The sequence below is a fragment of the Achromobacter xylosoxidans genome (genome assembly GCF_002192695.1).
Lineage (GTDB): Bacteria > Pseudomonadota > Gammaproteobacteria > Burkholderiales > Burkholderiaceae_B > Achromobacter > Achromobacter xylosoxidans_C.
On the sequence record NZ_MTLG01000076.1, the window covers coordinates 20,944 to 34,859 of the forward strand.

The following is a 13,916-nucleotide window of genomic DNA, read 5'->3' on the forward strand; positions in this document are numbered from 1 at the left end:
GAGACTGACTTGAACCATCCCATTCCGAACGTCCGGCTGCAATACACGCCCAACCCGGCTTTTGAGCCCGCCGCGCCTTACGGCCAACGGCAGCTCGACGTGCTGGGCGGTCAGGCCTATGCGCTTGCCGAGACGCAGATCCGCCGCTGGCCGGGTTATCAGCCGACACCGCTGCGGGATTTGTCTGGCCTGGCGCGCGCCGCGGGCGTGGCGGGCATCCGGTACAAGGACGAGGGCGGCCGCTTCGGACTGGGCAGCTTCAAGGCCCTGGGCGGCGCGTACGCCGTCAGCCGCCAATTGCTGCGGGAATTGGCGGCCAAGCTGGGGCGCGTCGATCTGTCGGTCGAGGACTTGCTGTCCGGCCGCTATCGGGAACTGACCCAGGCCATGACGGTGACCTGCGCGACGGACGGCAACCACGGCCGTTCGGTGGCCTGGGGCGCGCAGCGCTTTGGTTGCCAATGCGTGATCTACATCCACGCGACCGTCAGCGAAGGCCGCAAGCGGGCGATCGAGCAATATGGCGCGCAGGTGGTGCGCACGCCGGGGAACTACGACGATTCAGTGCGCCAGGCGGCGCAAGACGCGGCGCGGCTTGGGCGTTATGTGGTCTCGGATACGTCGTATCCCGGCTACATGGAGGTGCCCAAGGACGTGATGCAGGGCTACGCCGTGATGGCCGACGAGGCATTGCGCCAGCTGCGCGAGGCGGGTGATGGCGAGTTGCCGACGCACGTGTTCCTGCAAGGCGGCGTGGGCGGGCTGGCTGCCGCGGTCTGCGCGCATTTCTGGGAGCAGTTGGGCGAGCGCCGTCCGCGTTTCATCGTGGTGGAGCCGGACAAGGCGGCCTGCCTGTACGAGAGCGCCCGCGCTGGCAAGCCGGTAGCGGTGCACGGCGATCTGGATACCGTGATGGCCGGGCTGGCCTGCGGGGAAGTGTCGCTGTTGGCGTGGGAGGTGCTGCATCCCGGCGCGCAGGCTTTCCTGACGGTTGATGACGAGGCGGCGCTGGAGACGGTGCGTCTGTTGGCTGGCGGCAAGTATGGCGACGCGCCCATCGTCGCAGGCGAATCGGCCGTGGCGGGGCTGACCGGTTGCCTGGCGGCGCTGGCGGATCCGGCGGTGCGCGATGCGCTGGGCCTGGATGCCGACAGCCGCGTGCTGGTGTTCGGCAGCGAAGGGGCGACCGACCCGGAACTGTATCAACGCATCGTCGGCAAGAGCGCCGCCGAGGTCGAAGCCGAGGCCGTGGCATGACTGGCGCCACGCTTGAGGCCGGCCGCGAGGCTGTGCGGATCGACGGCGCCCGGCTGTTGCGCCGCATCGCCGACCTGGCGCAGGTCGGCGCCATCGAGGGCGGGGGCGTCTGCCGCCTGGCGCTGACGGACGCGGACCGGCAGGGACGCGATCTGGTGGTGCAATGGATGCGCGAACTGGGCCTGGCCGTGACGGTGGACGGCATCGGCAACGTGGTGGGCTTGCGTGCTGGTCGCAAGGCCAGTCCGCCGGTGATGACGGGGTCGCACATCGACACGGTGCGCACCGGCGGCCGCTATGACGGCAACCTGGGGGTGCTGGCCGGGCTGGAAGTGGTCGCGGCCTTGAACGACGCAGGCGTGGTCACTGAAAGACCGATAGCGGTGGCGTTCTTCACCAACGAGGAAGGCGCGCGCTTTGCGCCGGACATGATGGGCAGCCTGGTGTACCAGGGCGACCTGGCCTTGGAGGATGCGCTGGCCACGGTCGGCATAGACGGCACCACGGTGGGCGAGAACCTGGCCCGCATCGGCTATGCCGGGACGGCTCCGGTAGGCGATAACCAGGTGCACGCCTTTGTCGAACTGCACGTGGAACAGGGGCCGGTGCTGGAGCACGAGGGCTACACCATCGGCGCGGTGACGGGCGTGCAGGGTATCCACTGGATCGAGTTCACCGTGCGCGGCGTGTCCAACCATGCCGGCACCACGCCGATGGGGTTGCGCCATGACGCCGGCATCGTGGCGGCGCGCATCGCGTGCTTTGCCCGGGATCTGACCGTCGAGTTGGGGGCGGGCCAGCTGGCGACTGTCGGGCAGGTGAATCTGTTTCCCAACCTGATCAACGTCATTCCCAACCGCGCGACCTTCACGCTGGACCTGCGCAATACCGACGGCGCGGCCTTGCAGGAGGCGATTGCGCGCTGCATGAAGTACGCGGCGCAGGCTGCGGCGGATGAGGGAGTGGAGCTGAGCCATCGGGTGCTGGCCGATTTTGCGCCGGTGGCGTTCGACGAGGCCATCGTCGGCCGGGTCGAGGACATCGCGCGCAGCCGCGGACACCGCGTGCGGCGGTTGCCCAGCGGCGCCGGGCATGATGCCCAGATGCTGGCGCGCATGTGCCCGACGGGCATGGTGTTCGTTCCCAGCGTGGGCGGGCTGTCGCACAACGTCGCCGAATTCACGCATGACCAAGATATCGAGGCGGGCGCCGGCGTGTTGCTGGAATTGATGCTCGAACTCGCAGAACAATGAAACCGTAGGAGACTGAACATGTCACGCATCATCAATGTCGCGGCCGCGCAGCTGGGGCCGATCCAGCGCAGCGACTCGCGTCGCGACGTCGTCGAGCGCCTGCTCGCGCATCTGCGCCAGGCCCATGCCATGGGCTGCCAGCTGGTGGTTTTTCCGGAGCTGGCGCTGACGACTTTCTTCCCGCGTTGGTACATGGAAGATCCGGCCGAGATCGACGCGTTCTATGAAAGCGAGATGCCGGGTCCGCAGACCCGGGTGCTGTTCGAGACCGCGCGCAAGCTGGGCATAGGCTTTTACCTGGGCTATGCGGAGCTGGCTGTGGAGCAGGGCGTCAAGCGCCGCTTCAACACGTCGATCCTGGTGAACCAGAACGGCGACATCATCGGCAAGTACCGCAAGGTGCATTTGCCCGGGCATGCCGAGCACGAGCCGTGGCGCGCATTCCAGCACCTGGAGAAGCATTACTTCGAACCGGGCGAATCGTTCGATGTCTGGCGCGGCTTTGGCGGCGTGATGGGCATGGCCTTGTGCAACGACCGCCGCTGGTCCGAGACCTATCGCGTGATGGGCTTGCAGGGGGCGGAGATGATCTTGCTGGGCTACAACACGCCGGTGCACAATCCGCCTGCGCCCGAGCATGACGACCTGTCCATGTTCCACAACCATCTGGTGATGCAGGCGGGCGCCTATCAGAACGGCACCTGGGTGGTGGGCGTGGCCAAGGCCGGCAAGGAAGAGGGCTGCGAGATGATAGGCGGCAGCTGCATCATCGCGCCGTCGGGCGAGATCGTCGCCGCCTGCTCGACCAAGGGCGATGAGCTGGCGATCGCGCGCTGCGACCTGGACCTGTGCCTGTCCTACAAGAGCACGACCTTCAACTTCGACCGCCACCGGCGTCCCGAGGCTTACGGCCTGATCACGGAACGCAGAGGCGCGATAGAACCAGCGCTGGAGGCGGCGACAACCGCCTGACCTGCGGCGCGGCCAGCGTGGACTGTCGTTAGACCGTCCGCATAACCGGCCCGGACGTTCCCTTCCCATAAAAAACAGCATGCGGGCGCCCCGAGCGTCTGCAGGGGAGCGTTCGGCCTAAAAAAATACAGACCCCAAGGTGAAAATATGGACCAGTCAGTCGAGAGCATTGCGGCGCCTCCGGTTGCCGCAGACAAGGATCCCCTGGCGGCGCGGGATGATGCGCTGTATCGGAAGGTGGCGTGGCGGTTGCTGCCGTTTTTGATGGTGTGCTACATCGCGGCGTTCCTGGATCGGGTGAACGTCGGCTTTGCCAAGCTGCAGATGCTGGACGATCTGAAGTTCAGCGAAACGGTGTACGGCCTGGGCGCGGGCATTTTCTTCATCGGCTATTTCCTGTTCGAGGTGCCGAGCAATGTGCTGATGCACCGCATCGGCGCGAAGAAGACGCTGGCGCGCATCATGATCCTGTGGGGCATCATCTCGGCCGCCATGGCCCTGACGCAGACGCCGACCCAGTTCTACATCCTGCGCTTCCTGCTCGGGGCAGCCGAGGCCGGGTTCTATCCCGGCATCATCCTGTACCTGACCTATTGGTTTCCGTCGAACCGGCGCGGCCAGATCGTGGCAGTGTTCATGACGGCGGTGCCGTTCGCCGGCATCCTGGGCGGGCCGCTGTCGGGCTGGGTGATGGAGGCTTTCCATGACACGCACGGCATGGCCGGCTGGCAGTGGATGTTCATCATCGAGGCGATTCCTTCGGTGCTGCTGGGCCTGGCGGTGTTCTGGTACCTGGATGACCGCATCGACGATGCGCGCTGGCTGTCGCCCGCGGAGAAGTCGCGGCTGGGCCAGAACCTGCAAAGCGAGAAGACCGCCAAGACCGAGCACGTGTCGATGCTGACCTTGCTCAAGGACCGGCGTGTCGTGCATATGGCGCTGATTTGCTATTGCACGGTATCCAGCCTGTCTGGCCTGGCGTTCTGGATTCCGTCGGTGATCCGTTCAACGGGCGTGGTGTCGCTGCTGGACATCGGCCTGCTGACGGCGGTGCCGAACGTCTGCGCGGTGATCTCGATGGTGCTGGTGTGCCGCCATTCGGACGCGGTGCGGGAGCGCCGCTGGCACATGATCGTGCCGTTCCTGGTGGGCGGGACGGGCCTGGCGCTGAGCACGCTGTTCAGCCATAACCCGATGCTGGCCGTGGCCATGCTGTCGGTGGCGGCCGCCGGCTGCATGGTGTGCTCGCCCTTGTTCTGGAGCCTGCCGACGGCGTTCCTGGAAGGCAAGAGCGCGGCGGCGGGCATAGCCGGGATCAATTCCTTCGCCGGATTGGCGGCCTTTGTCAGCCCCTATGCCATCGGCTGGATCAAGGACCTGACCGGCTCGACGGATTGGGGCATGTATTTCCTGGCCAGCTTCACGCTGATCGGGGCGGTGCTGGTGTACCGCGTGCCGAAGAGCCTGGTCAACCGGTAGGCCCGGTAGGCGGCTTCTCTACATCGGCGGGCGCGCCGTGCCCGCCACTCTCAGACAGGAATGATGATGACTCTGGACGTAATTGCGTTGACCCAGGCGATGGTGCGCATCCCCAGCCTTTCGGGCAAGGAAGGCGAGATGGCGGCGCTGATGGCCGCGACCCTGCGCGAGGCGGGCTTCAACTCGGTCACGACCGATGGCAATGGCTCGGTGCTGGGGCTGATCGGCCCCGAGGATGCGGACGTGGCCTTGCTGTTCGACGGACACATGGACGTGGTGCCGGTGGCGGGCGACTGGCGCTTCGATCCGTTCGGCGCCGAGATCCGGGATGGACGGTTGTATGGGCGCGGCAGCACCGACATGAAGGGTGGCATTGCCGCGGCGATTTGCGGCGTGGCAGAGGCGGCGCGGGACGGCTTGAAGCGCCGCGTGGCCGTGTCGGCCAGCGTGCTGGAGGAAGTCATCGAAGGGCATGCGCTGGCCTCGGTGCTGGACATTTGCACGCCGCAGGCCGTGGTCATCTGCGAGCCGTCAAAATTGCAGATCAAGGCCGGCCAGAAAGGGCGCGTGGAACTGCTGCTGACCTTCCACGGCAAGCCGGCGCACGCGGCGACGCCGCACATCGGCGTCAATCCCCTGCATGCGGCGGCCCGGGCGCTGGCCGCGCTGGAGAGCCTGCCGCTGCCGCACGACGAGGTGCTGGGCCAGGCGCTGCTGGTGCCGACGGACATCGTGTCGCATCCCTATCCGTCGATCTCCATGATTCCGATCTCGACGACGATACGCTTTGACCGGCGCACCGTGTCGGGCGAACGCCTGGAGGATGTACTGGCGCAGATCCGCGGGCATCTGGCGGCGCACGGCCTGTCCGACTTCACCTTGCGGGTCAGCGAGGATCAAGTGGCGACCTATACCGGCCAGCACGCCACGCCGCCGCGCTGGTTGCCGGGTTGGCGTTGCGACGCGCAGGCCGGCTTGTTGCAGGCTGCGCGCGCGGCCGTCAGCGTCAGCGGCCGGGATCCGGTGGTGGGCAGTTGGGCGTTCTGCACCAATGGGTCGGAATCGGCCGGACGCCGCGGCATTCCGACGATAGGGTTGGGACCGGGCAATGAAGAGGATGCCCACACGATCGACGAATCCATTGCGTTGGAGCAGCTGGAAGGCGCGCGCGATATCTACCGGAATCTGGTGCGCGCGGTCTGCGGTTAGGGCGTTTGCATGCCGGGCAGGCGGGCCAGCCGCTCATTCAGGAAGTCGATCAGCAGCCGCGCCCGTAGCGACTGGTAGCGGCGCGATGGATAAATGAGGAAAGCCTCTTGCGGCGTGGCGCTCCATTTGGGCAGCACGCGCAGCAGTTCGCCGCTGGCGACCAGATCCTGCACCAGCCACGCAGGGCATAGTCCGATGCCGGCGCCCATGGCCAGGCTTTCGCGGATGGCCAGGGCGTTGTTGACGCGGAAGCGCCCCTGGGTCTGGACCGTGGCGAGGGTGGCTCCCTGATGCAGTTCCAGGGTGTCCCCGGCAGCCAGCCAGGCAAAGCGCACGTATTCGTGCGCGGCCAGATCGCGGGGCGCGCGGGGCTTGCCGCGCTGCGCCAGATAAGCGGGGGCGGCGACCAGGTAGCGCGGCGATAGGGCCGCCTTGCGGGCGATGGCGTTGGGCGGCAGGTTGCCGCCCAGGCGCAGCGCCACATCCACGCCTTCTTCCACCAGGTCCACGAACCGGTCGTTGAGGATCAGTTCGACCTGGATGTCGGGGTATTCGTCCAGGAATTCGCGGACCAGCGCGTTCAGGCGGAACTGGCCCAGCGCCACGGGCGCGTTGATGCGCAGGAAGCCGGCTGGCTTTTCGGTCTGGCCGCGGGCGTCGGCGACGGCTTCGGAGTATTCCTCCAGCACGCGGGTGGCGCGTTCGTAGAAGCGCTTGCCTTGTTCGGTGGGCACGACGCGGGTGGTGCTGCGTTCCAGCAGCCGCACGTTCAGGTCCTTTTCCAGCGCGGCGACGATCTTGCTCAGGGCGGGCTGGCTTAGCGCTTGTTCGCGGGCGACGGCCGACAGGGTGCCCAGCTCCACGGCGCGGACGAAGGCCCGCATGGCGCGCAGGGTGTCCATGGTCATTCCTTTTTGGAAGAAGTGGTATGCAGTTTAGGGTTCTACCGGTGGAATTGGGAAGAACCTATCGTGACGTCACTTTCCCTTTTTCTGGAGTCGTCATGAATCGCTTCAATCCCTTTTCCCTGGTTTCGGCCGCTACCCTGGCCGCAGGCCTTGCGGTCTCGGCCCCGTCCGTCGCCGCCGCGCAGCCTCCTGTTCAGGCCGATGCCGCGCGTTCCAACTGGGTCAGCTCCTGGTTCGCCAGTCCCCAACCGCTGTGGGAGGATTCCTTCGTGCTGCCCACGGAAATGCCAGCCGAATTGCGCGGCCAGACCTTGCGCCAGACCCTGATGCTGAGCGTGGGCGGACCGCGCTTGCGGGTGGTGCTGTCCAACCGCTATGGCACTCAGCCCCTGGAGATCGGGGCGGCCAGCGTTGCCTTGGCCTCCGGCCCTTCAAAGATCCGTCCGGCGTCCAGCCGCGGACTGGCCTTTGGCGGTCGGCCAAGCGTGACGGTGGCGCCGGGTGCGCAGGTGGTCAGCGATCCGGTGGACCTGCCGGTATCCGCGCTGGCCGAGCTCGCCGTCAGCCTTTACTTCCCGCAGGCGACGCCGGTGACGACCTTCCATTGGGGCGCGCAGCAGACTGGCGCCCTGGTCCGGGGCGATGCCACGGCGGCGGCGCAGCTGCCTGATGCGCAGGCGCTGCAAGGTCGGGCTTTCCTGGCTGGGATCTGGGTCGAGAGCCCGTCGCGCGTGCCAGTAGTGGTAGCGTTTGGGGATTCCCTGACCGATGGCAATGGCTCGACGCCGGGCGCCAACCGCCGCTGGCCGGATTTCCTGGCCCGCCGCCTGGCGCCGCAGGGCGTGGGCGTGGCGAATGCGGGTATTTCGGGCGCGCGGGTCTGGGGCGACAAGATGGGCGTGAACGCGATGGCCCGTTTTGATGCCGACGTGCTGTCGCAGCCGGGTGTGCGCACGGTGGTGATGATGATGGGCATCAATGACATCGGCTGGCCGGACAGCGGCTTCGCGCCGGCAGACGCGCCCATGACGGCGGCAAGATTGACCGAGGGCTACCGGCAATTGGCAGAGGCGGCCCGCCTGCGCGGCGTGCGCATCGTGGGCGGCACCATCGCGCCGTATGAAGGTTCGCTGCATGACACGCCGCTGTCGGGCCACTACAACCCGGCGAAGGACGCGGTGCGGCTTGAGGTGAACCGCTGGATCCGCGAAAGCGGCGTGTTCGACGCGGTGGTGGATTTCGATGCGGTGCTGCGCGATCCGGCGCATCCGGCGCGGCTGCTGCCCGCCTATGACTCGGGCGACCACCTGCATCCCAACGATGCCGGCTACCAGGCCATGGCGCAGGCCTTGGACATGGCCATGCTGTTCGGCGATTGAGATGCGTCTGGAACGGTTAGTGGAAATTGCGGCTCTGGGTGTTCAAGTCGCCCAGCAGTTCGGACAGGTCCACCAGCCGCTGCGCGATCAGGTGGCGCACGCCGTCCACGCTTTGCCAGGACCCATAGACGCCAAGCAGCGAGGCCCCCAGCAGTTCCCGGCGCTGCCGTTCGATGAGTTCCGTGCGCACGACCACGTTGACGGGGCCGGTCTCGTCTTCCAGCGTGACGAAGATCACGCCCTTGGCGGTCTGCGGGCGCTGGCGCACGGTGACGATGCCGCAGGCGCGCGCCACGCGCTTGTCGGGGTAGCCGTTCAGCACGGAGGCGGGCTGGAAATTGCGCGCCGCGAGCTGGGGGCGCAGCAAGGCCACCGGGTGGCTGCGCAGGGTCAGGCCCACGCTGCGATAGTCGGCCGCCACGGCTTGGCCCTCGGACGGGGCGGACAGCTGCGGCGCCTGGGTTTCCTGGATGGCGGCGTCGCGCAGCAGGTCGCGGCTCTGCACGCTGGCGGCGGCCTCCCAGCTGGCCTGGCGGCGGTGGCCGGCCAGGGTGCGCAGGGCGTCGCCGGCGGCCAGCGAGTTCAGGTCATGGCGGGTGAGCGCGGCGCGGCGGGCCAGGTCGCCGGTGTCGGCAAAGGGCGTGGCGGCGCGCGCGTCCTCGATGCGCCGGGCGGCGTCCTCGCGCATGCCCTGGATCAGGCTCAGCCCCAGCCTGACGGCGGGGCGGGCGCCGTCGGTGGCGGGTGCGTGCGGATGCGCGGTACGGCGGGCGCCGGGGTGGCCTTCGGGCAGGGTTTCCAGCGCGGAGTCCCAGCCGCTGATCATGACGTCCGGCGGCAGCACGCAGACGCCGTGGCGGCGGGCGTCCTGCACCAGTTGCGCGGGGGCGTAAAAGCCCATGGGCTGGGAGTTGAGCAGGGCGGCCAGGAAGGCTTCGGGCTCGTGCCGCTTGAGCCATGAACTGGCATAGGCTAGCAGCGCGAAGCTGGCGGCGTGGCTTTCGGGGAAGCCATATTCGCCGAAGCCTTCGATCTGGCGGAACAGGGCCTCGGCGAAATCCAGTTTGTAGCCATGGGCCAGCAGGCCGCCGACCAGTTTGGTTCGGTACTTGTCCACGCCGCCCTTGCGCTTCCAGGCCGCCATGGAGCGGCGCAATTGGTCGGATTCGCCGGGCGTGAAGCCGGCGGCCACCACGGCGATCTGCATGACCTGTTCCTGGAAGATGGGCACGCCCATGGTGCGGCTGAGCACGCCGCGTACTTTTTCGCTGGGATAGGTTTCGGGCTCCTTGCCTTGGCGGCGGCGCAGGTAGGGATGGACCATGCCGCCCTGGATCGGGCCTGGGCGCACGATGGCGACCTGCACCACCAGGTCGTAGTATTCGCGCGGACGCAGGCGTGGCAGCATGGTCATCTGGGCGCGGGATTCGATCTGGAACACGCCTATGGTGTCGGCGTCGCAGATCATGTCGTAGGTGGGCGTGTCGCTGGGGGGGATGTCCTGCAGCCGCAAGGGCTGGCCGCGGCGCTGGCCGGCCAGCTCCAACGTGCGGCGCAGCGCCGACAGCATGCCCAGCGCCAGCACGTCCACTTTCAGCAGGCCCAGCGCGTCCAGGTCGTCCTTGTCCCATTGCACGACGCTGCGGTCTGCCATGGCGGCGTTCTCGATGGGCACCAGGCGCGACAGCTTGCCGCGTGAAATCACGAAGCCGCCAGGGTGCTGCGATAGGTGGCGCGGAAAGCCCATCAGGGTCTGCGCCAGCGCCGCCCATTGCCGCGCCACTTGCGATTCAGGGTCCAGTCCGCAGGCACCCAGCGTGCGCAGCATTTCCTTTTTGCCGTCCCACCATTGATGGGCGCGCGCCACGGCGTCGATGACGCCCGCGTCCACGCCCAGCGCGCAGCCGGTATCGCGCAGCACGCTGCGCGGGCGGTAGGAGATGACCACGGCGGTGAGCGCGGCGCGGTCGCGGCCGTATTTGCGGTAGATGTACTGGATGACTTCTTCCCGGCGCTGGTGTTCGAAGTCCACGTCGATGTCGGGCGGCTCGTTGCGTTCCTTGCTGATGAAGCGTTCGAACAGGTTGTTGCCGCGCACCGGATCCACTTCGGTGATGCCCAGGCAGTAGCAGACCGCGGAGTTGGCGGCGGACCCGCGGCCCTGGCACAGGATGCCCTCGCCGCGAGCGTACTGGACGATGTCGTAGACCGTGAGGAAATAGGCTTCGTAGTGCAGGTCGGTGATCAGGGCCAACTCTTTTTCGATCTGCGCGGTGACGCTGTCCGGGGTGCCGGATGGAAAGCGGCGGGCAGCCCCGGCCAGGGTTTCCTGGCGCAGATAGGTGGCCGGCGTGTGGCCGCGCGGAATGATCTCGTCCGGGTATTCGTAGCGCAGTTCATCCAATGAAAAGGCGCAGCGGCGGGCCACGGCCAGCGTCTGGGCCAGCGTCTGCGGCGGGTACAGATTGGCCAGGCGCATGCGCGTGCGCAGGTGCTGTTCGGCGTTGCCGGACAGTTCGTAGCCGCATTGCGACACCGGCTGGCGGGTGCGGATGCCGGTCAGCGTGTCGTGCAGCGGCTTGCGCGAACGCAGGTGCATCTGCACCTGGCCCAGCGCCACGATGGGCAGGTCCGCGGCCTGCGCGGCGTGTTCGACCGCGGCGCGGTGCAGGTCGTCGCGCGAGCGATGCAGCAGGGTCAGCCCCACCCAGGCGCGGTGGGGGAAGACACGCGCGAGCCAGCGCGCCTGTTCAGCCATGCGGTCGGCGTCGGTGCCGTAGGCGGGGCTCAGGATGGCCAGGCACTCGGGCAGGTGGCGCAGATGGGCGTGGCCGCTGGGAGGATGGGTAAGGTCTTCGGGCGCCAGCTGGTATTCGCCCTTGGGCGCGCGGGTGCGGGCCAGGGTGATCAGTTCGGACAGGTTGCCGTAGCCTTCGCGCGTCTGCGCCAGCAGGGTCAGGCCCAGCGGCGCGGCGTCGGGCGCGGCGCGCAACTGGAAGGTGGCGCCGATGATGAGCGGCAGCTTGCGGGTCTTGGCTTCGACGTGGGCGCGGACCACGCCCGCCAGCGAGCATTCGTCGGTGATGGCGAGGGCGGCGTAGCCTAGTTCGGCGGCGCGGTCGATCAGTTCCTCGGGGTGCGAAGCGCCCTGCAGGAAAGAGAAATTGGACTGGCATTGCAGCTCGGCGTAGCCGGGTAGCTGCGCCAGGATGCCGGGGGTGTCGTCGTCGTCCATGCGCATACCGCTTCAGGCGTAGAGCCCATGCAGGAACCAGCGGGCGTGCTCGTCGTCGCGCTCGCGGTAGATCCAGTAGCGCGCGGCGGCGGCGTCCTCGGCGACGAAGTAGTCGCGCACGGTCAGGGCCGGGTCCCACCAGCCGCTTTCGATGCGCTCGGGGCCACGCATCAGGCGCAGCGCCTGGCCGCCGTATTGCGGCCGGTGGCCGGACAGCTTCAGGGCTAACGGCGGGTCCAGCAGCCAGAAGGGGCGGTCCAGCAGGGCGGGCAGCGGCGCGGGGCGTTGAGGCGGCGACAGCGCGTCGCCCCAGGCGTTGGCGGCCTCGGGGCGGTGGTCGGGCACGGGATGGGCATGGCGCACCTGGTCGCGGCCCAGGCGCGCCACCAGCAGGTCCAGCAGCCGGGCATGGTCGGCGGGCGTGCCGCCGGGCTCGGGGAACAGGGTGGTGCTGGCGGCGGGCTGTTCCACCGTGTCGGGCGCCAGCAGCATCACGGCGATCACGGGCGCTTCCAGCGTGAAGCGGGCCAGCTTTTCCCGCAGCAGGTGGAGGATCTGCGGGGCCTGCCAGACCGGCTGGGCCAGGGCCAGTTCCAGTTCGGTGGGCGGCCGGGCGTGGCGGCCGCGTTCGTGTTCCATGCTGAGCACCACGCGGCGCACCGCCAACTGCCGGGCGCTGAGCCAGCCGCCCAGCTGTTCGGCCAGGCGGCGCGCCACCGCCAGCACCGCGTCGGTGTGCTCGACGTAGTCAGTGAGTTCGATGCGGCGCGAGAACTGGTGCGGCGGCTCGATCCAGCGATGCAGTTCGGGCGCCAGGCCGTAGGCGGTGTCCAGGGCCTGCAGCAGTTCGGGCGCGCTGCGCCGTTGCAGGCCCGCGCGCGGCAGGGCGCGCAGGTCCGCCAGGGTATGGCAGCCGATGTCGTCGAGCCAGTCGCGGCGGGCCTGCGCCTGCGGCAGCAGGGCCAGGGGCAGGGCGTCCAGCCGCCGGGTCAGAGTGGGCAGTGTCAGGGTGCGGCGGGGCGCGCGCCGGCCGGGGCTGCGCGCCAGCAGCCAGGCGCCGGCGGCGGTCGGCGCCATGCCTAGCGAGACGCGCAGGTCCAGCGCGCGCAGCGTGGCGGCCACCCGCCGGTGCAGGGCTTTCGGACCGCGGAAGAGCATCAGGCTGGCGCTCACGTTCAGGAGCAGGGTGTCGCCGTCGGCCAGGGCGATTTCGGGCGTGTATTGCAGCAGCGCCAGCGCCGCGCCCTGCAAGGCTTCGGACTCGGCCTGGACGTCGCGAGGCAGCAGCTCGACCTCGGGGGCGATGGCGGCCGCGCCGGCGCGGCGCATGCCCGGCTTGACGCCGGCCCGGCGGGCGGCGGGCGTCAGGGCGGCGACGCGTTCCTGTTCCAGGACCGCGAACGCCTGCCCCTCAAGCGGCCAGTGCGGGCGCAGTGCGTCCAGCGGCAGGCAGCGCAGGAAGGCGGCGATCCAGAGGCGCATGGCGGGGAGTAACAGGAGTGGTGGCGCCGGTGTCCAGGCCCACGTACAGCGGCGTGTCGCAGGCGGGCCCGCGGCGCTTGAGGATGTGGACGGACAGGCCGCCCGCGGCCGGCGCGAGCGCTAGCCGCAAGGGCGCGGGCGTGGCGTTCTGCGCCGCGCTGCTGGGGCGCACGGCGATGAACAGCAGGTCGCTGGCCTGGGCGGCAAGATGCAGGCGGCGCAGGGATTCGGGGCGCACATGGGGCAGCCAGCAGATCAGGGCGCCACAGCTGCCGTTCTTCAGGATCTGTTCGGCGGCCCAGAGCGCGTCCACGGGTTTTTCCGGTGCCACCCAGAGCAATTGGCGCGGATCCAGCCGCCAGCTCATCCAGCTGGCGATGTGGGGCGCGTGCGGCGGCTGCACCAGCGCGATGGCGCGGCGCGTTTCCAGTTGGGCCAGCGCCGGACGCAGCAGGCGGATTTCGCCGATGCCGGGATGCGGCACCAGCAATTCGTTCAGGGAGCCCAACGGCCAGCCGCCGTCCGGCAGCTCGGCCGAAAGCGCGGCATGCCCGGTGGGCAGGGTGCGGGCGGCGCCTTGAGCCAACTGGGTGGCGCGCCACAACGCGGGGTGGATACGTTCTGGGGACTGCATGGCAAATCGGTTGCCGGAGGGAGGGACCCGGTGGAAGTGGCCGATGAGCCATTATAACTGTATATATGTACAGTATTTAAAGGGGGCGGAGCATGCCGCGAACTAAAA

General features: G+C 68.5%; 10 protein-coding genes. 6 read left to right on the forward strand and 4 right to left on the reverse strand.

Features of this window, described 5'->3' with window-relative positions; genetic code table 11:
- Positions 1-9 precede the first annotated feature (9 nt).
- From BRO63_RS16495 to BRO63_RS16515, 5 genes are all read left to right on the forward strand, one after another.
- Positions 10-1,257 carry a diaminopropionate ammonia-lyase gene (locus BRO63_RS16495; RefSeq protein ID WP_088140810.1) on the forward strand — a complete coding sequence of 416 codons (1,248 nt, stop codon included), beginning with the start codon at positions 10-12 and terminating at the stop codon, positions 1,255-1,257.
- A complete protein-coding gene (locus BRO63_RS16500; protein ID WP_088140811.1) occupies positions 1,254-2,510 on the forward strand; it encodes a M20 family metallo-hydrolase in 1,257 nt (418 codons plus the stop codon). The genes BRO63_RS16495 and BRO63_RS16500 overlap by 4 nt, the downstream gene beginning before the upstream one ends.
- Before the next feature lie 18 nt (positions 2,511-2,528).
- On the forward strand, positions 2,529-3,482 hold the full coding sequence (locus BRO63_RS16505; protein ID WP_088140812.1) for an N-carbamoyl-D-amino-acid hydrolase: 954 nt from the start codon (positions 2,529-2,531) through the stop codon (positions 3,480-3,482).
- A gap of 147 nt (positions 3,483-3,629) precedes the next feature.
- Positions 3,630-4,961 carry an MFS transporter gene (locus BRO63_RS16510; protein WP_088140813.1) on the forward strand — a complete coding sequence of 444 codons (1,332 nt, stop codon included), beginning with the start codon at positions 3,630-3,632 and terminating at the stop codon, positions 4,959-4,961.
- Positions 4,962-5,027: 66 nt separating this feature from the next.
- On the forward strand, positions 5,028-6,170 hold the full coding sequence (locus BRO63_RS16515; RefSeq protein ID WP_088140880.1) for a YgeY family selenium metabolism-linked hydrolase: 1,143 nt from the start codon (positions 5,028-5,030) through the stop codon (positions 6,168-6,170).
- Here the strand turns inward: BRO63_RS16515 and BRO63_RS16520 are convergent.
- Entirely contained in the window at positions 6,167-7,072 is a 906-nt protein-coding gene (locus tag BRO63_RS16520) for a LysR family transcriptional regulator (protein WP_088140814.1), read from the reverse strand. The two genes, BRO63_RS16515 and BRO63_RS16520, sit on opposite strands and share 4 nt — an antisense overlap.
- 101 nt (positions 7,073-7,173) lie before the next feature.
- On the opposite strand from BRO63_RS16520, the gene BRO63_RS16525 reads away from it, so the two are divergent.
- The gene (locus tag BRO63_RS16525; protein WP_088140815.1) at positions 7,174-8,457 is read left to right on the forward strand and encodes an SGNH/GDSL hydrolase family protein; all 1,284 of its coding nucleotides are present in this window, start codon (positions 7,174-7,176) and stop codon (positions 8,455-8,457) included.
- Between the two features lie 16 nt (positions 8,458-8,473).
- On the opposite strand, the gene BRO63_RS16530 is transcribed toward BRO63_RS16525, so the two are convergent.
- The 3 genes from BRO63_RS16530 to imuA are packed head-to-tail and all read right to left on the reverse strand — an operon-like array spanning position 8,474 to position 13,808.
- The gene (locus tag BRO63_RS16530; protein ID WP_179215127.1) at positions 8,474-11,698 is read right to left on the reverse strand and encodes an error-prone DNA polymerase; all 3,225 of its coding nucleotides are present in this window, start codon (positions 11,696-11,698) and stop codon (positions 8,474-8,476) included.
- A 6-nt stretch (positions 11,699-11,704) separates the two neighbouring features.
- Positions 11,705-13,174: a Y-family DNA polymerase gene (locus BRO63_RS16535; RefSeq protein WP_088140816.1), complete on the reverse strand. Its 1,470-nt coding sequence runs from the start codon at positions 13,172-13,174 to the stop codon at positions 11,705-11,707.
- On the reverse strand, positions 13,104-13,808 hold the full coding sequence (gene imuA / locus BRO63_RS16540) for a translesion DNA synthesis-associated protein ImuA (protein ID WP_088140817.1): 705 nt from the start codon (positions 13,806-13,808) through the stop codon (positions 13,104-13,106). The genes BRO63_RS16535 and imuA overlap by 71 nt, the downstream gene beginning before the upstream one ends.
- Positions 13,809-13,916: the final 108 nt, after the last annotated feature.